We start from the raw sequence: 24,673 nt of genomic DNA on the forward strand, positions 1-24,673 counted from the left end.
CATCTTGGGTGAACGGGGCTCGCGAGATCATCTACACTAAAATTCCTCGTGAAGCAGAGAGATAGTTCCCTATTAACAAATTCCCTTTTTAAGGTATAATATTATTTGTGAAACGCTGCATGGCTTGTAATCTAGTACCTTTAGCATGCAGTTAACTGATATAACTTGAAAGAGAGTGGGATTATGGGTCGTAAATGGAACAACATCAAAGAAAAGAAAGCGTCCAAGGATGCTAATACCAGCAGGGTTTATTCTAAATTTGCATTGGAAATATATGTTGCAGCCAGGCAAGGTGAGCCGAATCCAGAATCGAACCAGGCTCTGAAATTCGTTCTTGAGAGAGCGAAAACATATAATGTACCAAGAGTCATTATTGACCGTGCAATTGATAAAGCCAAGGGCGGAGGAGAAGAAAGCTATGATGAGCTTCGTTATGAAGGCTTTGGTCCTAACGGCTCAATGATCATTGTTGATGCACTCACAAACAACGTAAACCGTACTGCTTCCAATGTACGCGCTGCTTTTGGCAAGAACGGCGGCAATATGGGAGTAGCCGGATCGGTTTCCTACATGTTCGATAAAACAGCGGTAATCGGTTTTGAAGGAAAGTCAGCCGATAAAGCATTGGAAATTTTAATGGAAGCTGATGTGGATGCACGTGATATCCTTGAGGAAGAAGATTCAGTCATTATCTATGGCGAGCCTGAACAATTCCATGCTATCCAGGAAGCTTTCAGGAATGCCGGCATTACAGATTTCACTGTTGCCGAATTGACGATGCTTCCACAAAATGATGTCACCCTTGATTCGGACTCACTAGCCCAGTTCGAGAAGCTTGTTGATGCTTTGGAAGATTTAGAGGATGTTCAGCAGGTTTATCATAACGTAGATCTTGATTAATATAAACAACCCATTCCGCTGATGGAATGGGTTGTTTTTGTGTAAAGTTCATCCTGCCTTCTTATGTTTAACAAGTTCCTCAGCCAGTTTCCCAAATAAAGTTAACCGGTACATGCGAAAATCAGCACGCAAAGACCAGACAGGGTGGCCAAAAGTAGCTGGCTTGTTCCCTTCAATAAAAAAATGGCTGAACCACGCGAAAGCATAGGCAGTTACAGGCGCCAGCAAAATCAGCCACAAATTCCTGGTAAAAAGAGCTGCTAAGACAAAAACAAAAACGAAAGTAGTTCCAACAAAGTGCCATGTTCTTGTTGAAGCTTTACTGTGCTGTGATAAGTAAAATGGCCAGAACTCTTCATAATTTTTAAACTCCATCATAAACCTCCAAAAAATAATTACTAATATATTTCTATTTCCGAATGAAAATTCCTCTAAATTTATTGTCCTGATTTCTATGATTGAGTATGTAATTGATAGTCAACACTTAAATCCCTGTAAGTTTAATCCCCCTGATTTTCAGGAATAGACAGATATATTGAAATGACAGGTGGTATACATGATAGATACTTTTATCAGGGACATCTCACGTGAAGAAATCATCAGACTTGCCGTTATTCTGGTGATCATCATTATATTCAATTGGGTTATCAAAAAAGCAGTCCAGTTTTCTGCGGCAAAAAAATCACGCTTTTTTCAACAAGCATTGCCGATCATCGATTCCATGGCAGACTGGATCACCTTTTATGGCATCATTATTTTGTTATTGCTGACCATACCTAAAACTGATTGGCTTTTTTATACGCTATACACTAATGGTAAAATCGATGTCACAATCCTGCTGATTGTCATCGCCTTCTTGATTGTGTCGCTTGCGCACCGACTCGTTAAGTTATTCAATAAATATATTCTGTCATCCGTTTATGACTATTACGGAGTGGACAGGGGCCTTGGCTATACATTTAATCAAATCATCTATTATATCGTCATGTTTGCAGCACTGGCTATAAGTCTTACAAGTGTGGGCATCAACCTGACTGCCATCGGTGCTGTATTTGGTGTTCTTGGCATAGGGATTGGGTTTGGGATGAGGAATGTTGCCGGCAACTTTGTATCAGGTATTATTATTCTTTTTGAAAGACCAATTGAAGTGGGGGAAGTCATTCAAATCAATGATAAAATAGGGCGTGTTGAAAAAATCCGCTTAAGGTCAACAGTAATCCGCACAGCCAAGGAAGGCACATTGATTGTGCCCAATCAGTATTTCATCGAACAAATCATCAAGAACCGCACAAGTGCCAGGATGATGGCCCAGGTTCAGGTCAGCGTGGCGTATGGGACAGATACCCATAAAGTACAGGCTCTTCTCGAAGAGGCCGTAAGGGAAATCAAGGATGGGGAGAAGGGGATTCTGGATCAGCCTGAACCTGATATTCGTTTTATTGATTTTCGCAGTAAGGCTCTGGAATTTCTGATTGAAATTCCGGTTGTGAATTTTGAGATTAAAGAACAAATCGAAAGTAAATTAAGGCATATGATCGCAGCAATTTTCATGGAAAATGAGATCCAGCTGCCGAGTATGACGTTTCAGGTAATTGAAAGTAACTGATCTTTAAATTAAAAGAGACCTCAGACGCAAATAACAAATGATGTAAGGAGAATAAAATATTGTCCGCAAAAAAGAGTTTACCAGGCTGGTAAACTCTTTTTCATTTTCTGTTTATAGAGTTTTTAGTGCTTCTGCAACATCTGTATCACCTGATATTAAATCGAAGGATTTTCTGAATGTGTTTTCCTCATTCAAGCATGACAGGATGGTTCTTGCTACATCAGTTCTAGGGATTGTACCTCTTTCCAGGTTCTCAGCAACCTTTATTTTTCCAGTTCCTGCTTCATTCAGCAATCCGCCCGGCCTGATGATGGTATAATTCAAGCTGCTCTGCAGCAATGCCCGGTCTGCATAGTGTTTTGCAACATAATAAGGTTTGATGGCTTCAGACCAGTTTTCCCGTTTGTGGGCTTGCAGGGCACTGACCATGATAAACCTTTCGATTCCGGCCTGTTCTGCAGCTTCTACCGTCTTAACGGCACCATCCAGGTCAACTAAAAGGGTTTTATCCAATCCTGTATGGCCTCCCGATCCTGCTGCGAACACGACCGCATCACATCCTTTTAATGCAGACGCGATATCCTCAACAGTACCTTCCAGACTGGCGATTGCTGTTTCTACACCTTTTTGTTCAAACTCCTTAGTTTGTTCTGGTTTTCTAAGCATTGCTCTAACTTCATATTCTTTACTTTCATTAAGCAGACCGACAAGCTGTTTGCCAATCTGTCCATTTGCACCTACGACAAGTACTTTCATCAAGTTACCTCCTTGAATAGCAGAATTCGTTTTAATAAAACTTTTGCCTGGTAAAAGCGTCGGCGTACTATGCTTTATTGATGACATTACGGACTGTATTAGCACATGTATATAATCTACCCTTTAATCAGGAATGTAAAAGGAATGGGCACTTTTTGATGATAAAGGTTAAATAAGGGGTATTATCACTATTCAATGGGGAATACAAAGAAGGAAACGAAGCAGGAGGGAGATAAGATGGGTGCAATAGAACGAAGCGGCTATGTATTCGAACCTGAATATAGTGTGATCAGCCAAGATGGAGCTATTCATGTTTATTATAAAGGGGCGTTTATCGAGGAAATTACATTTTCTTTTGAAGGTGAAAAACCGGAACCAGATAAGATTGAGAAGTTAGTTGATGATTATTGTGAAAAACATGAACTATGAGGGAAACATCAAGGTATGGAAGATATTCAATATAAAAACAGCTGCCCGGAATTAAAGAGCAGCTGTTTCATTAAAGTTCAGAAATTATGCTGTTACATTTTCCTCGATTTCAACCTCTCCTAAGGTTTCCCCTTCAGAGCGTGCGACATACACAGCACAGGCAGCATCCCCGGTAATATTAACTGCTGTCCTGCACATATCAAGGAGACGGTCCACCCCAAGGACTAAAGCGATGGCTTCAACCGGCAAACCGACTGATGTTAATACCATAGACAGCATGATCAATCCTACTCCAGGGACTCCAGCTGTCCCAATGCTTGCCAGTGTTGCAGTCAAAATGACCGTCAATAGCTGGCCAAATCCTAATTCCGCACCATAGACCTGGGCAATAAAGATGGTCGCAACCCCTTGCATGATGGCAGTTCCATCCATATTGATGGTCGCACCTAGCGGCTGAACGAACCCACTGACACTTTTAGAAACCTTTAGGTTGTTTTGCAAGGTTTTCATCGAAATCGGCAGGGTAGCCGCACTGCTTGAAGTGCTGAAGGCAACAATCATAGCAGGGGAGAACTCTTTAAAGAATTTAAGAGGATTCAATTTTCCAAGCATAGATACAGCCGATCCATAGACGATGACCATGTGAAGCAACAATACAAACAGTACCACAAACATGTATTTACCCATGGCTGCAATGGCATCCAGTCCCTGGCTGCCGATTGCTGTAGCAATCAAACCAAAAGCTCCATATGGCGCAAATTTCATGACTGCCTGAACCAAATACATCATGACCTCGTTTGCCTGTTCAACAAGCTTGGTCAACCCGGCAGCTTTTTCGCCAACTCTTGATATTCCAAAACCAATGATAATCGAGAAAGCAATAACCTGAAGCATAGAGCCTTCTACCATTGCACCAAGAGGATTGGCCGGGATAATATTTAACAAAGTTTCAATCACCGGCGGAGCCTGAGCAGCTTCAAAGTTGGCGCCATCCAATTGGAAGCTGCCTGAACCAGGTTGCACAAGCAGAGACATGCCAATCGCCAAAACCAAAGCAATTCCAGTAGTGATTAAAAAGAAAGCAATCGTTTTGCCGCCGATTCTGCCAAGCTTTTTTGGATCACTGATTCCCGCTGTCCCTAGTATTAGTGAAACAATGACAATCGGAACAACAAGCATCTTAATTAAATTGACAAAAATCTTTCCCAGAGGCACAAATAAATAACTATTTACGCTTTCGAAGACACCTGGCAAGGCAAGGTTAAAAATGAGGCCAACAATGATACCAAGCCCCATACCATAAAGGATTTTACGAGTGAGTGACATTCCATCTCCTCCTAATAAAATGTAATAAAAAATGAAAGCGCTTACTAAAATAACTGATAATTATAAATATTTAGTCATATTCAAAGTATGCCTAATCTTTGTATATTTTCCGCTATATTATAAGACTATTTTATTAATGGAATGTGAAAACAGCAGAAGATTTTATATAGTATAATTCGAGTTAACTCGAATTTTTGAAAGCAGGGATAACTAATGGATTCACAAGAAAAATGGAATTCAAAATACACGAATCGATTGACTGATAATGCACCACCTGAACCAAATAACAGATTACTAATGATGTCAGGGTATTTAAGCGAAGGGGAAGCGCTCGACATTGCTTGTGGCCTTGGAGGCAACAGCATTTTCCTTGCAGAAATGGGTTATGAAGTGACAGCATTTGATATCTCGGACGTTGCTGTTGACTTTGTTCAAGAGCGGGCAGCTGGCAAAAAGCTGCATATTACGGTTAAAACTGCCGATCTCACGAAAGAAAAATCGGTTTTATCGGGAATGAAATATAATATTGTGGTGTTGACCTATTATTTGGACCGTTCTTTGTTTCCACTGATGAAGGAATTGATCCAAGCAGATGGTTATTTGTTCATAGAAACCTTTTTTCAAAATGGCTCTTCAGGAAACCCGAATATTGCGAATCGATACAAACTGGAATCAAATGAATTGCTGAGAGAATTCAGTGACTGGAGAGTTCTTTATTTTGAGGAAAACGAGCATGAAGGACGTCAGACAATTTTTTGCCAGAAACCAGCAATATAACAATGGCTAAAAATCAAAAAGCAGAAATCAGTTAAATACCTGTTTCTGCTTTTTCAAGGATATAAAGTTAAATAGATTCTGCTATGATTCTCCGTTCCAGTTTTAAGGCAACAAACAAGAAAGAGAACGCGGCAGCCATCCTGAATAGCGAGATGAGATTCATGGCCGCAGCCATGCCAAGTCCATTAAGAAGCATGACTCCCACCTGCGGGGCAATGAATCCAACGATTGAAAGCAGGAAGTTATAATTGGCAATATAATTCGTGCGGCCTTTTTCCGGTGATGCCTTAAGGAGCTGGTTGAATAACAGCAGGTTGGTTCCAGATACAAACAAGCCAATCCACAGGTTGATCAAAGTTAAATAAACAAGATTACTTGAAAGTATAGTTAAAGCAGGTGCTGTTGCCATACCTGCTGCGGCGATGAATAATACGAAGCTGTTTCCACGCCGGTCTGCGGCATTTGCCCACCATTTTATACTGATGATTTGTGCCAGCTGGTTAGTAACGGAAAAAAGGCTTAACCATAGTGCCGTCGCGTTTGCCTCTTTAATTTGATAGATACTGAAGAGAGACCATGCCATCTGGGCAGTAAAATTGAACAACAAAGCAGATATGATGAACGCTAAAAACGGTTTGTGCTTATATAGGTCAAGTGACAGCTTCTTTCTTTTTTCTTCTAGTCTCTCTTCATTTTTTATTCTTTCAGGTTCTTTGTGTTTAATAAGAAAAAAAACTTCTGCTGCCGCAAACAGAAAGGCAGCAATAAATAAAAGTTGGTAAGGAAAAGCATTATCTTTATCAAACTGTTGCAAGAAAACTCCGGTACCGAATGTTACAGCCATTGCGGCAATCGTGTTATATCTATTTCGTGAGCTGAAAAATTCTCCTCTCCGCTTTTCGGGTACCAGGTCACCGATCATGGATTGCCATGACAGTCCAGATAACGCACCAGGGAAGTTAAGCAAAGCGATAAGGATCACCAGCGCCCATGCTGCATACGGATTCCCGAGAAATGGAACGAAAAGAATCAAGCTGAATAGTAGGCGGGTAACGAACGTTGAAATGACCGCAAAGTTCTTTTTGCTTTGTACGCGGTTCAGCCAAATGGCCCCCGGAATCAATGCAAGCATTCCTATAATTGAAGGAAGGGAGACAATCAGACCTATCTGCTGGTTTGTGGCTCCAAGAACACTGATGGCGAATAAAGGAATATACCCGTTGACCATATTAGTAGCTGCGGTGGAAGCAAGTCCGTTATAGATGCTCCACTTCTCATTTCCATTAAATTTCAATCTTTTTTCCCCTCTCAAAAAATTCACACGAGATGGATTGTACGATTTTGCTTCTCATTAGGCAATAGAAGCAAGTAAAAACAGTACATTCAGCATACCTTCTCAATAAAGAACAAAACCCGTTTACATAAAGAAATATAAGCATAATTCAAAAAGAGAATGAAACAATGAAGGGATAGAATATAATAAAATATGGTCAATGAGAAAGAGGGAGGTGAGCCATGTTTAATATCCTTTTGTTCACGGATTCCGGGGTGGATGATTCTTTGGCACTGATGTATGCGTTGCTGCATCCTCAGCTCAATGTCGTAGGTGTTGTAACCGGTTATGGAAACATCACAAAGGAACAGGCAATTAATAATACTGCCTATTTATTGCAGCTTGGCGGAAGAGAGGAAATACCAATCATCGCAGGCGCTTCAGGACCATTATCCGGTGAACTGGCAACCTTTTATCCAGAAATCCATGGCCCAGAAGGTCTTGGCCCAATCAGGCCGCCAGAGGATTTGGGAGAGGTAGAGGTATTTGATATTGATAAAATCCTGGATATTGTGAATGAATACCCAGATAATTTAGTGATTGTCGGTGTCGGAAGGCAAACGGAACTGGCTATCCCATTCATCCTATATGGAAAGGATGCTTTCAAAACCGTAAATGCTTTTTACATCATGGGGGGAGCATTCCTTGTTCCCGGAAATGTCACAGCAGAAGCCGAGGCAAATTTTTATGCAGACCCGATTGCGGCCAATCAGGTGCTGGAAAAGGCAAGAAATGTATTCCTGCATCCTTTGAACATTACCAACAAAGCAATTATCCCGCCTGCAGTAATCGACTACCTTGCTGAAAACAGCCATTCCCCTTTCAAAAAGCTCATCAAACCTGTATACGATTATTACTTTGAAGCATATAAAGAGAACGTACCTGGCATACTGGGAGCACCACTGCATGATGTGATCACTTTAAGTGCTCTCGTGAATAAAAACCTCGTCAAATATCTGCCCAGAAGGGTTACCGTCGAATTGTTCGGCCGCGCCAAAGGGAAAAGCATGGCCGACTTCAGACCGAAACCAGCACCTGAACCGGAAGATGACCTGGACTGGATCGGTATGGAGGCAGACATACCAGCTTTCATCGAAGATTTCACCCTTATTTTTATGGGGAGTAAGACAACTAAAGGATAAACCAAAAGAACTCCCTTAGAGTAAAAGGGAGTTCTTTTGCGAGGAATCATAAGCCCTGTTTTACTTCTTTATACTTCCTTGGGCCGGCATTTGAAATGAGGATCACTAGAATGCTGGAGATAATCAATGTTCCATGAAAAATCCAGACCATTTTTGCCAGTGAAAGAGCCTCTAGCAGGATAGGTGCAACCAAAAACCCTAGCGCAAATCCCAGTGATTTCAAAAGCATGCCGACTCCAAATATTCTTCCTCTAATATAATTATCTGTTTGCTGAAGAATGGTAGCATGCAAGGTCGTAAAGCATGCATCAAAGATTCCCGTAAAGAAAGCAAACATCAGTACGACCCAAATATTTATATTCGAGAGAAAGGTTATGAAGCCAGCTGACATCAAGATTGCTGAAACAAAATAGGTACGATACAAGCGATTTCCCTTGATAAAATTCATCCTCGGCAAAAGCATGCTGGCCAATACAGAACCTATTCCCCAGACGCCCCAGATCAGTCCATATATTAAGCTTTGCTTACTGGTAACAATTGCATCAGCCAACAATGGAATTCCCAGGTTATGTGAGGCACCGGCGAATGAACCGACGAGAAATATGATGTTTATGTATAACAACATCGGCACAGATAAAATGAAAGAATATACTTCTTTTAAGTCTTTGCCAATCTGTGATACTTTTTCTTTCACTCCAGACGCTATAAGATCTGTACCGACTGACGCAGTTGTTTGCCATTTCATTTTGATAAGAACGCCTGCTGATAACAGATATGTGGCTGCGTCGATGATTAAGGTAATCTGGTATCCAAGAAAATCGGTTATCATTCCTGCTCCAATGAACCCTAATACGAGACTGATCGATGTCAGTCTTGAAATCAGCGCGTTCGTTTCGAGGACCTTATCCTGGCCGAATATTTGTGGAATTTCGGCACTGTAGCTTACAGCAAAAAAGCTGCTTGTCAAACCGATCAGGAAGCATACAATCAGGATCATAACCGGATTAGGGAAGGGGATTAAGCTAAGAATGATGACTGCCCGAAAAATATCGGTCCAAATCATGATTTTCCTCCGGTCAAAACGGTCTGCAAGGACACCTGAAAATAAGCTCGACAGGACACCGCCTAAGGTCCGGAATGCCATTGTGGCAGCAAGCCAGGCAGGACTTCCAGTTGCAATATACATTAATACATTGATAGCAATTAAATCCATAAAAGTGCCGAGATCCGAAAATGCTTTTACATACAGAAAAACTTTGCGGTTCATTAGAAGTCTCCCTTAACCCGTGCGTGGTAGTAAGTCGCTGTGTTTTATTTTAAGGATTTTGAATTTACTTAGCAATACGAAATTTCAGTTTTTTGTTATAATATGCTTAAAAATAAAGAGGAGAAATTAGATCATGATTCAAAGAGTCAATCAAACCGTTATGCATAGCTATCCAGGGATGGTCGCACTCGTATCGGTGAGCCATAAGGGAGAACACAATATAATGGCAGCTGGCTGGCACACGTATATTTCTTATGATCCGCCAATTTACGGAGTTGCAATCGGCCGTGAGCGTCATTCGTATCAATTGGTAAAAGAGGCCGGAAAATTCGCCATTAATTTTGTCCCATTTGAAAAAGCAGAGCTCATACAACAAGCGGGTGTATATTCTGGATCCGAACACGACAAATTCGAAAAATCGAACATCTGTTTCCACCATGGTTCAGCTACAAATTCACCAGTACTGAAGGATGCTTATATTGCGTATGAGTGTGAAGTGATCGATCGCCATACATATGGGGACCATGACTGGTTTGTGGCAAATATCGTTCGATTTTACCGGGATGATGAGAAATTTCTTGCTAATGGTTTGCCAGATTTCGAGAAGCTATCGATTCCTCTATATATAGGAAGGTCTACATATGCAAAGGTTGATAAAGATACCCAGTTTGTTACACATACAGTAAAAGAATAATGACCATAGGAATGCAGAACTTAACGTTTTAAAAAATAAAGTCCTATTTAATGAGAAAATAAAAAAAGCTTGAGACATTGTCTATTTGAAAACGACTTTGCCCACAAGCTTTTTTTAAATTGACGACATACCCTTCTAAGACTCTCGGCATGATTGCAGACTGCAAAAGCACTTGATGTGCAAAAGTTCTATAACCAAAAAAAGCAACAAGCAAGGCCTGCATAAGCAGGGAAATATATGTCATACCACGCTATTTTTCACACTGTTAGATTCCGACAGATCTGGATCGTTCACAATATTTACAGGAAAGTTTACAGGGGCCAAATCCCCATTTTGCTCTCCAAATCCCTGATTTCGTTTTGTTGACAGAAATACATCTGCCTGTTGGATTGAACCAAAAGAAATCTGTGAAGAACGGTCCATTACGTTGACTTTAATGGCAAATACATTCGTCACTGAAGGTGCGAATATCAAATTATCCCTCCTCTAAAATATCTTTGGCACGTTTGATTCGAAGCTGGATGGCGAATCGATTTGATCCCTGTCGTCAACAAAATTCCGGTTGCCGACAAAAGCACTGCCATCTCCATAGCTCTGCCCATAACCTTGATTTCTTTTGTCCGAATTTTGCCATTCAGCTAGCAGGTTTTGTCCGATATTGACAGCAGAAGCATTTTCGAAGGAATTAATTTTCAAAATAAAAATATTAATATTAACAGCAGGTGTGGCCATGAAGATTCCCCCTTATGAAAATCAATATATGCCCCTGGCTCCAGTATTATGTTTAGGAGGAAGCGCTATGGATTTACACAAATTGAAGGAATGGATGGAAATGGCCCAAAAGGTCCAAGGAGGGGATTTTTGGAACCAGATATTTGATCATGACTATGCCAAGCAATTTATGGCTGATGCTTCAACAGAAAACCCTTCTGAAGGAAAAAAAGAGAATTCTCCTGCTGTTGATTATCCCGCAATTGATATTTTAGAAAGTGATGATCAGGTATTCATCCTAGTTGATATCCCAGGTGTGCAGAAGGAGGATGTCAGGCTTTCTTTACAAGGCGATAGGCTAGTCATCCGATGTATCATCAACTCTCCAGCCTACGGTTTAAAGCCGATTCAGAAGGAGAGGAAGTATGGCAACTTCGAACGGGTATTGAAACTTCCAGAACTGCCAATGGATTATAAATTGAATGCAAAATTCCAAAATGGACTCCTGGAAATCAGCTACTATAAATATTTGAAAAATGAGGAATATATATCAATTGATTAGCTCGTGGCTTTTTTAACAGAATCACTATCAATTAAGTCTCCATCCAGTATAATATTAACTTCCCCTGAAGCCGGTGCCATATCACCAGATTGCTCACCCCACCCATGTGTAAATTTATAATTCATCACTATACGCTGCTGGACCGTTTTTTGTGTGGAAATGGTTCCAGAAGTAAAACTATTCAACTTAAAGCTGCCAATATTAATTTCCGTTGGTTTAAACTTCATAATCTTTCATCCTTTCTGCCAAAGAGTGGTTGTAAATTAAATTACTGAAGGAAACGTGGTGCCGATTTCATGCCTATAAAAAGGTTATTCAATCCAGTTGATAAAGATGTAAACATAGAGAACCTGATTAAGAAAGTTGATATCCTCGATTCACAAGTAAAAAAACTCAAGACGGTTGATCTGCATTTTAAAAGAATCTTAGAGATGGAAAAAACACTTAAGCTTTATGAGTTAAAAGAAAAAGATAAACAAAACCAGGACTGGACAGCAGCCAAAACGGGGAAGTCTGGCAAAAATACAGATCATCATTCTGATAAAATCCAAAAAGACAATCAAAACAAGCCAGTTTACCGATCAGTGGATGGTGAAAATCGAAAAATATCCGCTTCCTCAGAATGGACAAGGATAGAGGAGATGGAACAGAGAATTAAGCGTCTTGAAGAAGCAGTGGTCAAACATCAGGATTTGCAGCTGGTGAAACATGAAGTACAAAACATTGAACGTGAAAATATAGCAAAATGGTTTACACAGCTTATATACCAGGAATTAGAGCCCTACAAACAGCAACTGAAGATATGGAACGATAAAGTATCCCAGCTTGAAATGTATTTTGATGAATTAAAAAAAGAATTTTCAATGATAAAAGAGAACCACAAAACAGCTGATGAAAACAAAAACACAGAATCTACTTTTTCAAAAGAACCCAATCCTGAAAAAGGTCCATCATCGGTTATTTATCAAGAAATCAAAATTGAGAAAGTTTATCTCGATAAGTATGAGCTAAACAATAACTTTGCCCAGCTTGGGATTAAAGAACTTGGCGGTCAGTTGAACATAGGCGCGACTTATGGAAGCGGGGCCATTCCTGAGGAAGTTATCGAGCAAGGTAAAGAAGCAAAGGAGTCAATGCAGGAAATGAAAGAAGAATTTGAGGCTGAAAGGGATTTAGCAAAGGAAGATAGCAATCCTAAAGATGACGAACTCTAATTGGGTTATGACAGGCTGTAATTTTAAAATATAATTCGAAAAAAACTTTTGAAGGAAACCATCAACCATTCACATGAATCTCCCCTATGGGTGGGCTTTTTTATTTGCAAAAAAATTTCCCAACATCCGTTTACAGAAAAAAATTACATATCTGGAGGGTTTTAGCATTTATTTAGTCGAAAGAATAGCAAGGGGGTAAGGACAGGTGAGGACAATGTCGAGTATTGTCAGGTTTTGTCATATTAAAAATATTACAGAATAAGGGGTTGGGAAGTAAAATGAAAGTAATGAAGGTCTTGCTTAGTCTCGTATTGGTATTGAGCATATTCGCAAGTGCCGGCTCTATTAAAACGGAAGCCGCTGCCAGAACTTTGTACGTTCCAATTTACAATCAGCAAGAGGATAATTGGTGCTGGGTGGCTACGGCACAATCGATTGTATATTACCACACGGGAGATAGACAGACTACCCAATGTACATTTTTTAAATGGGGGAAGGCAACCACCACTTGTTACGATGCTACGGGTTCATTGGAATTAGAAACTACACGCATCCTGTCTAAGGCATATTTTGCAGCCACTGGATACACAGTTGGCGACATTGTGAGTTACTCCGTAGTTAAAAGTCAGGTTGAAAAACAACAGCCAATGCTGACCAGGATTGTTTGGTCAAGTGGTGCTACAGTCGGTCATCAGGCGGTCATATACGGTTATGATGACAACGGCACCGGCTCGGACTATATAACATGGTCGGATGTCGGCACATCGGGTACTACCCCGAGAAAAACTACCTACAAATATTTTGTGAGTAATGCAACCTTCTCTTGGGATGACACCAGGGTAGGAATGTACGACTAAAAAGGGGGATTCACAATGAAGAAACTGATGATGGTTTGCACTTTATTATTAAGCATTTTATTTACTTCTTTTCATGCGAGCGCTGCGGAAACCGAAATTCCTAAAGGTGCTCAAGATTTTGCAGACACTCATTTCAAGAACATTGTTTTGGACACAGTAAAAGGCGATACGCCGGGAAGTTTCAATTTTACTCCATCCGAAAACATCACATTCGGCCCACTGCTGAAAATCTATGTGATGGGTAAGGATTTCTATGTCGGCAAGAAAAAAGGAAGCGAAGGCATCGTGGATGCCAACGAATATATCTCTGTCGTATACCAGGATGGAAAGCCTGTCAACGCAATCTCTACATACTTAAATGAGGCAGGGGCCTATGATCTGGCAATATTCGGCTATCCATACGAGGATGTAAAGGAATTGGCGAAAATCAAGGAAAACGAAAGCCTCCTTTATAATATGGAAAACGAACTATGGTTTGTTTATAACGGGAAAAAGGTAAAGGGTTTAAATAAGGCAGGCAAAGACCTCCTTAAGACACAGGAGAAATCCATTGAAGATTATCAGTCTGTCATAGTTGATATGTATGAGGGAAAGGTCGGCACAGATACAGGCCAAGATGGTGCAAAGGGCAGCATACTGGCGCAGTATAATCCGGAAAACAACAATCTCTTATATACACTTTACGGTGCTGTTGCGGTACTCGGTGCTGCATGTGCTTATCTTGTGATTAAAAACCGAAAGTTGAAAGCAGTTAAATAAGCAATGAAATGAAAAGCCTGTCCAATGGATGGGCTTTTCTTTTTTATTCCCTGGAAGGAGAGAAGGATTTGTCAATTTAATTTAGCAACAAAAGAACTATACTGCATGGATAAGACCGTATTTTTCACGTACTTTCAATTATTACTTTCGGTTTCTTTTGTCAAAATAATGATTCCTTTTCAGTACCAGTTCTTGGATGAACCGGCGGACTGTCGAAGGATTGAAATCCTCGATTTTGCTGCGAACGGTTACGGTTATGCTGTTTTAAAAATTCCTCGAACTATCAATAGATCGAGTTCATAACTAGTGATGGTATTCATGGAAAAGTTCCGTTCGACTTGCAGGTACATTTAAAATTCATCACGAGCTTCAGTGACCATCATAAAAAGACCTCCTGGAATTTTAATGTGAACAAGAAACAAATTGTTGGCTGAAACGAAAGAATTATCGTCCAAAACATGAAACGATAACCTTACGAAAGGAGAGGAATGATTATGAGGAACAAAGAGGGACGTAGTTCAACATATGCATTATTACAGGAACTTAAAGGGATAAGCCCCCATACAACAATGAGTTATTTCTAGTTTACATAACATAAATTCTCGGAAGTTCCATGTATAATCTAGAATCTTATCTCAATACCTAAGTATACTCAAATCAGTGAGACAGAATCAAAAATTGTTTAACTTTGTCTTTAAGATTTCATTAGACAAAATTAATAATACTGTTTATGGATTTTGAAATAATTGTAGGTTCGTCGTATTTAACACGTCAAAAGTTATCCTTAGCAATTTAGATACAATCTTTTTGCCTGATCTCTATCAGATATCAATTCGGTTTTATTATTAATAATTGCATATTTCATTTACTCTAAAAAATTTCAGATTCTAATCTGTAATCTTAACGCTTTTCAATTTCAAAGACAAATTAAAAAGCTAATACTTCTCATTAATCCAGATAACAACAAAATCTCAGAAACATCCTACATCAATAACTGTAAGTTTACATAATATTATTATGTAATAAAAGGCTGTCTATTCCCTTTCGTTTAAAACACGAAACACAGGCCTAAACCTGTGTTTCTGTTACTCTTTTGCTATTCACCTTGTTTAAATAGAGTCTTGGTGTTCCGTAATAAGCGATTTCATTGAACTCTGGGAAACTGGATGCGAACCGAACGTAGATTGGCGCATCCAGCAGCAATGGATGATAGGTAAAAAAGCTCCTGTCGCCATAAATCATCGCCGTCAATGCTAAATCCAATTCTCGTTTGAAAATCATATACCGGATCCGGGACATATTCTTGTCATATTCCCCATTGCTGACGTATACATTTGCATACAGAATATACTCACCATTAATGGTTACCCAGTCTGCCAATACTTCATCCCGCATTTTATAGTTGATGGCCTGGTAATCAAAAACATTCCCAATCGCTAAAAACAACTCACCGATTAAATCAGAGTGTGTTAAAGTATATTTCCTGCTGTCTATGGGCCTGTAAGCTGTTGCTGGCGGAATAAAGTTGACAGTCAATTTCTCTGGCTTGAATTTGCTCATGGCAGAAGGCTCCTTCCTGAAAAAGAATCCTTTTCCAATAGCGTATGCCAGATAGTATTCATTCGTGACATTTGCCTATTTTAATGCTCTTTGAGATTGATTACCTCCGCTTTTATTAGTTTCCACTTTCCCTTTTCGTATAACCATGTTGATTCCATATTTGCGATTCCATCGGCGTTGTATGCTCCATTTATTCGCTGACTGCCGATTAACCCATATTGTCCAGCCTTGACTATTATGTGCTTTAAAGTTCCGAACGGAAGAACCATCAATTCAGTCGGTTCATTCAACTTCCCATCATGATATAGGCCAAGCCTGTCATAATCCGCTTTCCTGGCACTTAAATCAAAACTGTATGACTGGCCTGTTTGCTCTATACGTGCAGAGGCTTTATAGCCGTCTTCAAATTGGCTGCTGACAGACAAAGGTTCCGGTACAGTCAGATTGACAACCTGAAAATCTTTTAAAGTATATAAATAAAAATTAGAGAGACCTCCGCTTCCACCAGTAGGTACGCTGATGAAAATATCTTTAACAGAATCGTGATTAAGATCTTTATATTCAGTAGAAGGTTCGTATCCCCCTTCGAGATCAATCTTGTATGTTTTCCCATTAGACGCTTTAATCTTTAAATAAATCTCCTTAAGGAACTGTGTACCTTCTTCGAATGGCACACCTTTTACATAAATTATATCCTTCTTTCCATCACCTGTGATATCGACCTTTTCTTCCGATACTGTCACGGTTGGGCTCTCCCTGGAATCACCTGCATACGCACCGGTGAGAGCAGTCAACGACATAAAAAAGAATGCGGTGAATGTAATCAGTAGTTCCTTTTTCATTATGCATCCCTCCTATATAGTTAATATCTCTAAATATGGAAAAAAGATACACAAAAAAACCCTCTGATTAATCCAGAGGGTTTAGAAGGTTTTAATTCTTATTCTGTGCTTTCTCACGGTATTCCCATGATTCAATGCCACTCAGACCTTCGATTGTGTCAGCATAGAATACAGGGTCCTTCCCTTGTTTCCGCTGTTCTCTGTAATCCTTAAGTGCTGCCATGGCAATTTTCGCGAGCAAGGTAATGGCTGCCAGGTTAATTAGCGCCATGATTCCCATGAAGAGGTCAGCCAGATTCCAGACAATCGCTAAGTCGACGATTGAACCAAATAAAACCATTGCGATGACCGCCAGTCGATAAACCAATAATGCTGTCTTACTTTCTTTTATGAACTCAATATTCGTTTCGCCGTAATAGTAATTTCCAATAATAGATGTGAAAGCAAAAAGGAATATTGCTCCCCCTACGAACGCTGGTGCCCATGCCCCAACATGTGTTGTGAGTGCAGCCTGGGTTAACTGAATACCATCCAAATCAGCGTTCGTATACTCTCCAGACATAATGATGATGAAAGCTGTTGCTGAACAAATCAAAATCGTATCCGTAAATACGCCAAGTGTTTGGATTAATCCTTGTTTTACAGGATGTGTCACAGCAGCAGTAGCAGCTGCATTCGGCGCACTTCCCATACCAGCTTCGTTTGAGAAAAGCCCTCGTTTGATTCCCATCATGACTGCTGCTCCCATACCTCCGCCAACGGCTTCCTGAAGCCCAAAAGCGTTTTTGAAGATTAGAGAGAACATTGCAGGAACTTCACCAAGATTTGTGAAGACGATATACAAAGCCAAGATCAAATACAGAACTGCCATAATTGGGACAATGATTTGGGATACAAAAGCTATTCTTTTGATCCCACCAAAAATGATAGCGGCTGTCATAACGGCCAGAATGATTCCCATCCAAAGCCGATCAAATCCAAATGCCTGGTCAAATGCTAGAGAAATGGTGTTGGATTGAACAGAACTGAATACCAACCCAAACGTAAAAACTATGATGACTGCAAACAGTATTCCAAGCCATCTTTTATTGAGACCGCGTTCCATATAGTAAGCCGGACCGCCGCGATATTCATCCTTGTCTTTTACTTTATAAATCTGGGCCAATGTACTTTCGATGAAGCTTGAAGCCGCTCCAATAAGCGCAATAACCCACATCCAGAAGACGGCACCTGGACCACCGGCAGAAATAGCCGTCGCTACACCTGCAAGATTCCCTGTACCAACCCGTGAAGCAAGACTGACAGTGAACGCCTGAAATGAAGATCGGCCCCTTTTCCCTTCAGATGAGACAGTTGCTGGGTCCTTTAGTACCCTTAGCATCTCAGGAAAGTACTTAAACTGGACAAATCTTGTTCTGATAGTGAAATATGTACCTAAAATAACTAGAACTGCAATTAAGATATAGCTCCACATATAATTGTTTAATTCCGATATGATATTGTTGAAAATCCCCATAAAAAACTCCTTATCTACAGTAAATTTTTTTATAGTTCCTAATGTACCAAATGGGCGCCTTCATTACAATGGTACCTGACTTCCATCAGCCTTTAATAGGGTCCACGAACCTCTTAGCATTTACCCTTAACTTCTTAATTAGAAACAAAAAACACAGCTCAATTGCTGTGTTTTTTAGTGTTTTTTATTCTGTTTCCTGTTCGGTTTCACTTTTCCAAATGGTTACAAGCCTGCCTGTTTCACTTTCATCAACAATGAATGATCCGTTTGTGTAGCGATCACTGTTCCTCAAATCTGCTGCTTTTAGCGAAACAATTTGCTGTTTTTCAGTAAGGAAGAAGATTTCATCCTCACCACGGACAGCTTCAACACCGATAATGCGATGTGGATTTGCCTTCAATTCACGCAGCATCACAACTCCGCGTTTTGCGCGAGATGTTTTTTCGAATTCAGAAAGCTTCATCTTCTTCACCGCACCGCGCTGGGTTGCAATGACAATGGAAGGATTTTCGTTTGCGTCGATGATTTTACCACCCACAACATAGTCTCCATCCTTAAGGTTCATACCCTTAACTCCGGCTGCCCGGATTCCGATTGGACTGACGTCTTCTTCGCTGAACCATAAGCCATAGCCAAAGTGAGAGGCAATGAATAGATCCTTTTCTCCATTTGTTAGATGGACATCGACAACCCTGTCATCACCTTTTACGTTGATGGCGGTTAATGGTTTAGAATAACGCTGGGCTTTATAGAGGCTTAATTCCGATTTTTTCACCATGCCATTCTTCGTGACAAACACAAAGAACATATTCTGTTCGAAATTGGTAACAGGTACAGCCCGGATGATTTCTTCATCACGGTCGAGCGGGACGATATTCGCCACATGCTGACCAAGGTCCTTCCATCGGATATCAGGGAGCTCGTGTACAGGTAAATGAAGGTAGCTTCCTTTATTGGTGAACAACAGCAGGACATCCTTTGTGTTCACATTCAATTGGGATAACAGCCTGTCAGTATCCTTCATTGCGAAATCCTGTCCATTTGAAGCCGCATAGGACCTCTGGCTAGTACGTTTTATATATCCATCCTTCGTTACCGTGACAATTACATCTTCACTCGCGATCAGTACCTCAAGGTTGATTTTGATTTCCTCAATCTCTTCCTCAATTTTAGTTCGGCGTTCATCTGAAAAGCGCTTCTTGACATCCTTCAATTCCTTCTTAATGACAGTCAGAAGCTTTTTCTCACTTCCCAGAATGGCGGTTAGTTCGTCCACCTTCTTGGCAAGCTCCTCTGCTTCAGCCTGGAGCGCAGTTATATCAGTATTCGTCAGGCGATAAAGCTGGAGGGAAACAATCGCTTCAGCCTGGACTTCAGTGAATTCGAACTTCTGAATCAAATTATCTTTTGCATTACGTTTATCCTTTGAAGCGCGGATCGTCGCGATCACCTGATCGAGGATGGATAATGCCTTCATTAGTCCTTCGACGATATGCTGTCGGTCACGGGCTTTTTGAAGGTCGTACTGTGATCTTTTTGTAACAACATCCTTCTGGTGGTCGATATAGGCATCAAGAAGTTCGGCAAGCCCCATCAATACTGGCCGTTTCTTGTTGATGGCAACCATATTGAAGTTATAGGTAATCTGCAAATCGCTGTTCTTGTAAAGATAATGCAAGACACCGTTTGCGTCTGCTTCCTTTTTCAATTCAATGACAACACGAAGGCCTGTGCGGTCTGTTTCGTCTCGAACCTCTGAGATCCCTTCAACTTTCCGGTCTAAACGGAATTCATCAATTCTCTTGACGAGGTTGGCTTTATTGATTTCATATGGAATTTCCGTGATGACAATCTGCTGTTTGCCGCCTCGGATGTCCTCGATTTCCGCTTTGCCGCGGACAATGATCTTTCCCTTGCCAGTCTTGTAAGCTTTAGCGATTCCTTCAACACCCTGAATAATTCCGCCCGTAGGGAAGTCGGGTCCTTTAATCACTTTCATGAGATCTTCGACCGTGCAGGCAGGGTTGTCCATTCTCATGATAACCCCATCAATCACTTCCGCTAAATTATGTGGTGGAATATCTGTGGCGTATCCCGCTGAAATCCCCGTCGAGCCATTCACGAGCAAGTTTGGGAACATCGCCGGAAGCACAGTAGGCTCACTGGATGTGTCATCAAAGTTCGGGATGAACTCAACTGTCCTCTTTTCGATATCCCTTAATAGTTCACCGGCAATAGCTGATAATCTTGCTTCGGTATAACGCATTGCCGCTGGCGGATCACCATCGATGCTTCCGTTATTCCCGTGCATGTCAACCAGGTAATTCCGCACTTTCCAATCCTGGCTCATACGGACCATTGCTTCGTATACCGATGAATCACCGTGCGGATGGTAGTTACCAATGACGTTACCGACTGTCTTGGCTGATTTCCGGAAGCCCTTTTCACTTGTGTTGCCCTCAACATGCATGGCGTATAAAATCCTGCGCTGTACAGGCTTCAATCCGTCACGCGCATCTGGTAGGGCACGTTCCTGGATAATATATTTACTATAGCGGCCGAATCGGTCGCCCAATACGTCTTCGAGTGGGAGGTCACGAAATTTTTCAACAGAACTCATTCGCCTTCAACCTCCTCTGCGACTGAAATGTTTTCATTTTCAAGAATATTGCCGTCTTCTTCAAGACCGAAAGCGACATTGGATTCAATCCATTTCCTGCGGGGTTCTACTTTATCACCCATAAGTGTAGTGACTCTGCGTTCCGCTCTTGCAGCATCATCTATTCGGACGCGAATCAACGTCCTGGTCTCAGGGTCCATTGTCGTTTCCCAAAGCTGATCAGCATTCATCTCACCGAGACCTTTGTAACGCTGGATGATATAGCCTTTGCCGACCTTCTTGATGGCACCCTTCAGTTCTTCATCACTCCAGGCATATTCGATGATTTCCTTTTTGCCTGTCCCTTTGCTGACTTTATACAGCGGAGGAAGGGCAATGAAGACCTTTCCTGCTTCGATGAGCGGCTTCATGTACCTGTAAAAGAATGTGAGCAATAACACTTGGATATGGGCACCGTCAGTATCTGCATCTGTCATGATGACAATCTTGTCATAGTTGATGTCGTCTACAAGGAAATCCGAACCCACTCCCGCACCAATGGCATGAATGATCGTATTGATTTCCTCGTTTTTGAAAATATCCTGTAGCTTGGCTTTTTCTGTGTTGATGACTTTTCCGCGCAATGGCAGAACGGCCTGGAACTTCCTGTCCCGTCCCTGCTTGGCAGAACCGCCAGCAGAATCTCCCTCGACAAGGTATAATTCATTTTTAGCTGGATTCTTTGATTGAGCCGGAGTCAATTTGCCTGAAAGCATTGCATCCGATTTTTTCCTCTTTTTCCCGCTGCGAGCATCTTCACGGGCCTTACGGGCAGCTTCACGAGCCTGGTAAGCCTTGATGGATTTTCGGATCAGCAAGGTACTGACATCTGGATTCTCCTCAAGGAAATAAGACAGATGTTCTGAAACGACCGAGTCCACAGCCGACCTTGCTTCACTGGTCCCCAACTTGCCCTTGGTCTGACCCTCAAATTGCAGCAGCTCCTCAGGGATTCGGACAGAAACGATTCCAGCCAGACCTTCGCGGATATCCGCTCCATCCAGGTTCTTGTCCTTTTCCTTGAGCAATCCAACCTTGCGGGCGTACTCATTGAATACCCTGGTCATCGCAGTCTTTGCGCCTGCTTCATGGGTTCCGCCATCTTTCGTCCTGACATTGTTAACGAATGAGAGAACGTTCTCCGAATATCCATCATTGAATTGGAAGGCAAACTCAACTTCTATTTTGCTGTATTCGCCCTCAAAGCTGACCACAGGATGCAGAACATCTTTTTCTTCGTTCAAATATTCAACAAATGCCTGGATGCCTGTTTCAAAATGAAAGACTTCTTTCTCATTATTCCGGTCATCTATCAGCTCAATTTTCAAGCCTTTCAGCAAAAATGCAGACTCACGGAGCCTTTCAGACAGTGTGTCATAGTTATATGTCAAAGTAGAGAAAATTTCGGCGTCAGGTTTGAAATGGATCGTTGTTCCTGTCTGGTTTGTCTTGCCGATTTTCTCTAGAGTTGTCACCGGCTTCCCGCCGTTTTCAAAACGCTGCTCATAAACAAAACCATCGCGTTTGATGGTGACAACAAGCCATTCAGATAGCGCATTTACAACTGATGCGCCGACACCATGCAGTCCGCCGCTTGTTTTATAACCGCCTTGTCCAAACTTACCGCCTGCATGAAGGACCGTAAGGATGACTTCCGGTGTGGGCTTTCCTAGCTTATGCATCCCTGTTGGCATGCCACGCCCTTTATCCTGGACACTGATCGAATTATCTTTATGGATTTTGACGATGATGTGATTACCGTAGCCGCCAAGTGCTTCGTCAACGGAGTTATCAACGATTTCATACACGAGATGATGAAGTCCCCGGGTATCTGTGCTGCCAATATACATACCTGGCCTTTTACGGACCGCTTCAAGACCTTCCAGTACCTGGATGGCATCATCATTATAATCAAAAGCTTGCTGATTTCTTGCCACGAACATACCCCTTTCATTTCTTGCAAACAACATTGACGGTTTTTATGTATAGTGTCAATGAATTCCTTAAGTATTCCTCTTTTTTGTCAAAAGGATATTAAATAATATGCCTTTTATCAATATCAGAACAATTGTTCTCTTTGTTTATTTTACCATAATATTGGCGTCTATGCTTAATTGTAGCGATTAATTGGGATTTGGCAAACGGAATTAAAGAATTAATTTTGAAATTTGTCATAAAAAATAGGATTTTTGGTAACTTGTGATTAGGAAAAAGGAAACTTTATGCTTATAAAAGTGCTTTGCATACTTTTAAATGTCCTATTTCCAACTAAATGAAACTGCCAGTGATTACCGCCGTTAATTTTGCCGTTTGTTCTGCAATATAAGAACAAATCTTTTTTTGGAGGGCTCTTATCATGAAAAGCACGAAGGGTTTCATCCTGGGGGCAACATTAATTCTTGTTCTTGCCCTTACAGGGGCCGGAGTGTTCAGGCATGAGCCTGTACACAGCAATAAACTTAGTGCGAAAACTCATTCTACTGGCCAACGAATCATGAAGATGCAGTCGATGGCAAACGTAAATAATGTAGAAATGGGAGAGAAAATCAAGAGGCAGCTCAATACACAAGACGAAGTCACGCTTATTTACCATAACAAGAAAGATACAAGTCATTATTATGATCATGAGGCTGCTGTTGATTTTTTTACAGAACCAGGACCTGACGAAATAGATGAAATTACACGCGATATCAATGGCTGGGTCATCAAACACCTGAATTCGGTTTATATTTTCAGGTCCACTTCCATGGAAACACCGCAAATGGTTGAATATTTTAACCAGAGGCAAAACGTTGAGTATGCCGAGCCAAATTTTATCCTCATGCAAAACGAAGCAAACGTACCAAATGATTTACTTTACCAGGAGAATTACCAATGGAATTTGCCAGCGATTGGAACAGAGCAAGGCTGGAATATTACACGCGGAAAAGAACAAATTGAAATAGCCATTATAGATACAGGTGTTGACCTGGATCATCCAGAGTTAAAGAACAGGATTATATCTGGTTATAATGTGATAGATGAAAAACGAGAGCCGGATGATGATAATGGCCATGGAACACATGTAGCTGGGATCATAGCCTCAGAAACGAATAACGGTGAGGGTGTTGCCGGCATGACATGGTTCAGCAAAATCATGCCTGTTAAAGCAATGGGTGCGAAAGGCTATGGTACCACATTCGATATCGCAAAAGGTATCATTTGGGCTGTCGACCATGGTGCAGATGTTATAAATATGAGCCTTGGCAATTACCAGCCCTCCAAGGTCCTGGAAGAAGCTGTCCGTTATGCCTTTGACAACAATGTTGTCATGGTATCTGCAGCCGGCAATGACGGATCCAATCAGCCTACTTACCCTTCGGCTTATCCCGAGGTTTTGAGCGTGGCTGCTGTTGATTATAACGGAAACAGAGCGAACTTTTCTAACTATGGGGATTATATAGACATTGCTGCTCCTGGGGTGAATATTCCGAGCACCTTTTTCAATGCACAGTATGCAGCCCTTTCCGGGACATCAATGGCTGCTCCCCATGTTGCAGGTCTGGCCGCTTTAATTAAATCAGCTAATCCAGACCTCAAAAGCTCCCAGGTCATCAATATCATTAAAACATCTGCCATCGATCTTGGTGAACAGGGAAAAGACATTGATTACGGAAATGGCTTGATCGATGTAAATTCAGCCTTGCAGGAGGCGAATAAAAAACAGCCAGCAAGAGGCAAGACACAAAAGTCTATATTCAAATGGCTAAAATAAATGCAACAA

24 protein-coding genes are annotated in these 24,673 nt (G+C 41.2%); 11 read left to right on the forward strand and 13 right to left on the reverse strand.

The features are described 5' to 3' along the window. Positions 1–183: 183 nt before the first annotated feature. A complete protein-coding gene (locus QNH36_RS12690) occupies positions 184–900 on the forward strand; it encodes a YebC/PmpR family DNA-binding transcriptional regulator (protein WP_283903601.1) in 717 nt (238 codons plus the stop codon). 48 nt (positions 901–948) lie between these two features. On the opposite strand, the gene QNH36_RS12695 is transcribed toward QNH36_RS12690, so the two are convergent. Continuing rightward, a complete protein-coding gene (locus QNH36_RS12695; protein WP_251541213.1) occupies positions 949–1,275 on the reverse strand; it encodes an Mpo1-like protein in 327 nt (108 codons plus the stop codon). 181 nt (positions 1,276–1,456) lie between these two features. Between QNH36_RS12695 and QNH36_RS12700 the strand changes: the two genes are divergently transcribed. Next, positions 1,457–2,506, forward strand: a complete 1,050-nt coding sequence (locus QNH36_RS12700; RefSeq protein WP_251540166.1) for a mechanosensitive ion channel family protein — start codon at positions 1,457–1,459, stop codon at positions 2,504–2,506. 111 nt (positions 2,507–2,617) lie between these two features. Here the strand turns inward: QNH36_RS12700 and QNH36_RS12705 are convergent, their stop codons facing one another. Then, on the reverse strand, positions 2,618–3,262 hold the full coding sequence (locus QNH36_RS12705; protein WP_251540167.1) for an SDR family oxidoreductase: 645 nt from the start codon (positions 3,260–3,262) through the stop codon (positions 2,618–2,620). A 237-nt stretch (positions 3,263–3,499) separates the two neighbouring features. On the opposite strand from QNH36_RS12705, the gene QNH36_RS12710 reads away from it, so the two are divergent. Then, positions 3,500–3,691, forward strand: coding sequence for a YbxH family protein (locus QNH36_RS12710; RefSeq protein ID WP_144481098.1), 192 nt, complete (start codon positions 3,500–3,502; stop codon positions 3,689–3,691). A gap of 84 nt (positions 3,692–3,775) precedes the next feature. Here the strand turns inward: QNH36_RS12710 and QNH36_RS12715 are convergent, their stop codons facing one another. After that, the gene (locus tag QNH36_RS12715; protein ID WP_251540169.1) at positions 3,776–5,017 is read right to left on the reverse strand and encodes a dicarboxylate/amino acid:cation symporter; all 1,242 of its coding nucleotides are present in this window, start codon (positions 5,015–5,017) and stop codon (positions 3,776–3,778) included. Positions 5,018–5,230: 213 nt separating this feature from the next. Here QNH36_RS12715 and QNH36_RS12720 point away from each other — a divergent pair, with 213 nt between their 5' ends. After that, a complete protein-coding gene (locus QNH36_RS12720) occupies positions 5,231–5,794 on the forward strand; it encodes a class I SAM-dependent methyltransferase (RefSeq protein ID WP_144481102.1) in 564 nt (187 codons plus the stop codon). A 67-nt stretch (positions 5,795–5,861) separates the two neighbouring features. Here the strand turns inward: QNH36_RS12720 and QNH36_RS12725 are convergent, their stop codons facing one another. Continuing rightward, complete coding sequence (locus QNH36_RS12725; RefSeq protein ID WP_283903602.1) at positions 5,862–7,088, reverse strand: MFS transporter; 1,227 nt, start codon at positions 7,086–7,088, stop codon at positions 5,862–5,864. Between the two features lie 221 nt (positions 7,089–7,309). Here QNH36_RS12725 and QNH36_RS12730 point away from each other — a divergent pair, with 221 nt between their 5' ends. Beyond that, positions 7,310–8,269 carry a nucleoside hydrolase gene (locus QNH36_RS12730; protein WP_251540174.1) on the forward strand — a complete coding sequence of 320 codons (960 nt, stop codon included), beginning with the start codon at positions 7,310–7,312 and terminating at the stop codon, positions 8,267–8,269. Positions 8,270–8,315: 46 nt separating this feature from the next. Here the strand turns inward: QNH36_RS12730 and QNH36_RS12735 are convergent, their stop codons facing one another. Next, positions 8,316–9,536: an MFS transporter gene (locus QNH36_RS12735; protein ID WP_251540175.1), complete on the reverse strand. Its 1,221-nt coding sequence runs from the start codon at positions 9,534–9,536 to the stop codon at positions 8,316–8,318. A 133-nt stretch (positions 9,537–9,669) separates the two neighbouring features. Between QNH36_RS12735 and QNH36_RS12740 the strand changes: the two genes are divergently transcribed. Next, positions 9,670–10,230 (forward strand): flavin reductase family protein, encoded by a 561-nt coding sequence (locus QNH36_RS12740; RefSeq protein WP_251540177.1) that lies wholly within the window; start codon positions 9,670–9,672, stop codon positions 10,228–10,230. 240 nt (positions 10,231–10,470) lie between these two features. On the opposite strand, the gene QNH36_RS12745 is transcribed toward QNH36_RS12740, so the two are convergent. Continuing rightward, on the reverse strand, positions 10,471–10,704 hold the full coding sequence (locus QNH36_RS12745; protein WP_144481110.1) for a hypothetical protein: 234 nt from the start codon (positions 10,702–10,704) through the stop codon (positions 10,471–10,473). A gap of 12 nt (positions 10,705–10,716) precedes the next feature. After that, entirely contained in the window at positions 10,717–10,962 is a 246-nt protein-coding gene (locus tag QNH36_RS12750) for a hypothetical protein (RefSeq protein WP_285847867.1), read from the reverse strand. Positions 10,963–11,029: 67 nt separating this feature from the next. On the opposite strand from QNH36_RS12750, the gene QNH36_RS12755 reads away from it, so the two are divergent. Next, complete coding sequence (locus QNH36_RS12755; RefSeq protein ID WP_186326885.1) at positions 11,030–11,503, forward strand: Hsp20/alpha crystallin family protein; 474 nt, start codon at positions 11,030–11,032, stop codon at positions 11,501–11,503. Here the strand turns inward: QNH36_RS12755 and QNH36_RS12760 are convergent. Further along, the gene (locus QNH36_RS12760) at positions 11,500–11,730 is read right to left on the reverse strand and encodes a hypothetical protein (RefSeq protein ID WP_251540179.1); all 231 of its coding nucleotides are present in this window, start codon (positions 11,728–11,730) and stop codon (positions 11,500–11,502) included. The two genes, QNH36_RS12755 and QNH36_RS12760, sit on opposite strands and share 4 nt — an antisense overlap. A gap of 69 nt (positions 11,731–11,799) precedes the next feature. Between QNH36_RS12760 and QNH36_RS12765 the strand changes: the two genes are divergently transcribed. The 3 genes from QNH36_RS12765 to QNH36_RS12775 all read left to right on the forward strand — a co-directional run bounded on the left by QNH36_RS12765 (position 11,800) and on the right by QNH36_RS12775 (position 14,333). Further along, positions 11,800–12,717: a hypothetical protein gene (locus QNH36_RS12765; protein ID WP_251540181.1), complete on the forward strand. Its 918-nt coding sequence runs from the start codon at positions 11,800–11,802 to the stop codon at positions 12,715–12,717. A gap of 278 nt (positions 12,718–12,995) precedes the next feature. Further along, a complete protein-coding gene (locus QNH36_RS12770; protein WP_144481118.1) occupies positions 12,996–13,574 on the forward strand; it encodes a C39 family peptidase in 579 nt (192 codons plus the stop codon). 15 nt (positions 13,575–13,589) lie between these two features. Further along, positions 13,590–14,333: a hypothetical protein gene (locus QNH36_RS12775; protein WP_144481120.1), complete on the forward strand. Its 744-nt coding sequence runs from the start codon at positions 13,590–13,592 to the stop codon at positions 14,331–14,333. A 1,068-nt stretch (positions 14,334–15,401) separates the two neighbouring features. On the opposite strand, the gene QNH36_RS12780 is transcribed toward QNH36_RS12775, so the two are convergent. The 5 genes from QNH36_RS12780 to parE all read right to left on the reverse strand — a co-directional run bounded on the left by QNH36_RS12780 (position 15,402) and on the right by parE (position 22,847). Next, positions 15,402–15,893 carry a staygreen family protein gene (locus tag QNH36_RS12780; protein WP_283903603.1) on the reverse strand — a complete coding sequence of 164 codons (492 nt, stop codon included), beginning with the start codon at positions 15,891–15,893 and terminating at the stop codon, positions 15,402–15,404. Positions 15,894–15,973: 80 nt separating this feature from the next. Continuing rightward, entirely contained in the window at positions 15,974–16,735 is a 762-nt protein-coding gene (locus QNH36_RS12785; RefSeq protein WP_251540185.1) for a YybI family spore inner coat protein, read from the reverse strand. A 91-nt stretch (positions 16,736–16,826) separates the two neighbouring features. Beyond that, entirely contained in the window at positions 16,827–18,251 is a 1,425-nt protein-coding gene (locus QNH36_RS12790; RefSeq protein ID WP_144481126.1) for an alanine/glycine:cation symporter family protein, read from the reverse strand. A gap of 184 nt (positions 18,252–18,435) precedes the next feature. Beyond that, on the reverse strand, positions 18,436–20,871 hold the full coding sequence (gene parC, locus QNH36_RS12795; protein ID WP_144481127.1) for a DNA topoisomerase IV subunit A: 2,436 nt from the start codon (positions 20,869–20,871) through the stop codon (positions 18,436–18,438). Continuing rightward, positions 20,868–22,847, reverse strand: a complete 1,980-nt coding sequence (gene parE, locus QNH36_RS12800) for a DNA topoisomerase IV subunit B (protein ID WP_144481129.1) — start codon at positions 22,845–22,847, stop codon at positions 20,868–20,870. Before parE ends, parC begins: the two co-directional genes overlap by 4 nt. Before the next feature lie 419 nt (positions 22,848–23,266). Here parE and QNH36_RS12805 point away from each other — a divergent pair, with 419 nt between their 5' ends. Beyond that, positions 23,267–24,664 (forward strand): S8 family peptidase, encoded by a 1,398-nt coding sequence (locus QNH36_RS12805; RefSeq protein ID WP_144481131.1) that lies wholly within the window; start codon positions 23,267–23,269, stop codon positions 24,662–24,664. Positions 24,665–24,673: the final 9 nt, after the last annotated feature.

Source organism: Mesobacillus sp. AQ2, from assembly GCF_030122805.1.
GTDB lineage: Bacteria > Bacillota > Bacilli > Bacillales > Cytobacillaceae > Mesobacillus > Mesobacillus oceanisediminis_A.